The sequence below is a fragment of the Leucobacter sp. M11 genome, from assembly GCF_035726885.1.
GTDB lineage: Bacteria > Actinomycetota > Actinomycetes > Actinomycetales > Microbacteriaceae > JAPFRB01.
The window spans coordinates 216,977-219,642 of sequence record NZ_JAPFRB010000004.1 but is presented as its reverse complement, the minus strand read 5'-3'; the positions used below and the strand labels follow the sequence as shown (position 1 = coordinate 219,642).

Annotated in this window: 3 protein-coding genes; 2 read left to right on the top strand and 1 reads right to left on the bottom strand. The window is 73.7% G+C overall.

All coding sequences use genetic code 11. The features are described 5' to 3' along the window. On the bottom strand, positions 1 to 853 hold an 853-nt coding region (locus tag OOT08_RS13005), incomplete at its 3' end, for an MFS transporter (protein ID WP_325093178.1). Positions 854 to 932: 79 nt separating this feature from the next. Here OOT08_RS13005 and OOT08_RS13000 point away from each other — a divergent pair. Next, positions 933 to 1,787 (top strand): DUF3097 domain-containing protein, encoded by an 855-nt coding sequence (locus tag OOT08_RS13000; RefSeq protein WP_325093177.1) that lies wholly within the window; start codon positions 933 to 935, stop codon positions 1,785 to 1,787. A gap of 121 nt (positions 1,788 to 1,908) precedes the next feature. Then, the coding region (locus tag OOT08_RS12995; protein ID WP_325093176.1) for an arginase family protein at positions 1,909 to 2,666 on the top strand (758 nt) is incomplete at its 3' end.

Here is a 2,666-nt window from a genome sequence, read left to right as displayed (position 1 = left end):
AGAGCAGGCTGCACACGAGCGCCCCGATCGCGTAGGCGGCGGTGAGCACGCCGACGGTGACGGGGCCGCCGCCGATCACGAGCGCGCCGACCGCGGGGAACACGGCGCGCGGGGTGCCGAAGGTCATCGCGATGATGTCCACCACGAAGGTGGCCCGGACGTTCGGGGCGCTGCGCAGGAAGCGCATCCCCTCGGCGAGCGACTTCAGCCCCGGCCGGGCCGCCGTGCCCTCGGGGACGATCCTCGGCAGGGTGGCGACCCCGAGGAAGGCGGCGCTGAACAGCACCACGTCAACGAGGTAGGTCCAGCCGTAGCCGACAACAGCGACGAGCACGCCGGCCACCGCGGGCCCGACCGTGACCATGAGGCCCATGCTGATCCCGCTGAGGGCCGCCGCGGCGGGCAGCAGCGCGGGCGGCAGCAGCCGGGGCAGGATTGCGGCCCGGGTCGTGCCCAGGATCGTCGCGGAGGCCGCGTTGATCGCGGTGAGCAGATACAGCGGCCAGGTGGCCTCGTTGCCCAGCAGCGTGATGAGGGTGAGCACGGCGATGCTCAGCCACGACCCGGTCGCGGCGAGCAGGGCGACCCGCCGCCGGTCAAAGGCATCGGCGAGCATGCCGCCCCAGAGCCCCGCGGCGATCATCGGGATGAGCGACCACAGCGCGACGAGGGAGACTGCGAGGGTGGACTCGGTCAGGTGGTAGAGGTGCAGGCCCACCGCGACCACGGTGACCTGCGCGCCGATGCCCGCGAGGGCGCTGCCCGCCCAGAGCCGGGCGAACGCGGGGCTCTGCCGCAGCGGGGTCAGATCGACCATGAGGGAGCGGCGACGCCGCCCGGGAGATTCATCCATAGGCTCCCCATTCTGCCCGACGCGCCCGGGCTCGCGGGCCCTCCCCCGCCGAGCGCTCCCGCCGCGTAGCATCGAGGGCGTGAACGATGATCGGTACTCAGGCGATGTCCTCCGCGATTTCGGCAAGCGCCGACCCGTGGTCCGCGAGCGCGTGGCCGCCGACCCCGGCGTCGTGATCGAGCACACCGAATCCGAGTGGTGCGGTGCCGTGGTCAGCTACCGGCAGGGCGTGGTCGAGCTGGAAGACTACCGCGGCCGGGTCCGCGGCTTCCCCGTCACGGACGGCTTCCTCGTCGACGGCGTGCCCGTCGAGATCGGCCCGCCCACCCCGAAGCCCGCCTCCTCCGCGAAGACGCGCACCGCCTCCGGTTCCTTCGCCGTGGAGCAGCAGCGGGCCCGCGTCGCGATGCCGAGCCGGATCTTCGTCGAGGGCAAGCACGACGCGGAACTCGTGGAGAAGGTGTGGGGGGACGACCTCCGCGTCGAGGGCGTCGTCGTCGAGCTGTTGCAGGGCGTCGATCACCTCGCGGACGTGCTCGCCGACTTTGGCCCCGGGCGGGGCCGCCGGGCCGGGGTGCTCGTCGACCACCTCGTCCGCGGGAGCAAGGAGAGCCGACTGATCGAGGCCGCGGTGCCCCCCGCGATGCGCCAGCACGTCCTCGTCGTCGGCCACCCCTATGTGGATGTCTGGCAGGCGGTCCGCCCCGAGCGGATCGGCCTGAGCGAGTGGCCCGTGGTGCCCCGCACGATCGAGTGGAAACGCGGCATCTGCCAGCACCTCGGGTGGCCCGCCGAGAGCCAGGCGGACATCGCGCGCGCCTGGCAGCGGATCCTCGGCCGGGTGCGTTCCTTCCGAGACCTGGAGCCGAGCCTGCTCGGCCGGGTCGAGGAGCTGATCGACTTCGTCACGGATCCCGAGGACCGCGCGCGCTAGATCGTGTTCGCTCCCGGCAGGGCGCAAACCGGGTGCGGTTCAGCCGCGACCCAGCCGCTCCGCCCCCGCGCCGCGTAGCATGAGGGTACCTGTCCGACCGAGTCTGCTGTGAGGACCCCCTATGCCCGAGAACGCCGTCCGCTTCTTCCTGGTGCCCGAGTGGCAGGGCTCGCCCTCGTCCCGGGCGATGCGCCTCATCGACGGCGCCGAGGCGCTCCGCGAGGACCTGCCGCCCTCGGCCACGGTCCAGGTGCCGGTGCCGATGGAGGCGGGCGATTCCCTGGGCACCCCCGTGCAGCGGCTCGGTAGCGTGCTCCGCGTCCGAGACGCCCTCACCACGGCCCTGCGCGGCTCGGACGGCCCGGCGATCATCGTCGGCGGCGACTGCGCCGCTGACCTGGCCGGGCTGGCCCACGCCGCCGAGCGGCACGGCCCCGAGCAGCTCGCGGTGCTCTGGCTCGACGCGCACCCCGATTTCCAGCACCCCGCGACCTCCCCGTCCGGTTCGGCCTCGGGGATGGTGCTCCGCGCGGCGATCGGCGACGGCGAGCCCGAGATGATCCCCGCCCACACGATCGACCCCGCCCGCGTCGTGCTCGCGGGCACGCGCGAGGCCGACGCCGAGGAACTCGTCGAGCTGGCGAACGCCGGGATCGAACCGCTTTCCCCCCAGGCCACCCCCGCCCAGATCCGGGACGCCCTGCTCGCGACGGGGGCCACCCGGCTCTACGTCCACGTCGACCTGGATGTGCTCGACCCCGCCGAGTTCGGCGCGGTGCACGCGCCCGTGCCCTTCGGGCTGAGCCTCGCGCAGCTGCTCGACACGATCCGGGCCGCGGTCGCCGCGCTGCCCCTCGCCGGGGCGGCGATCTGCGAGTT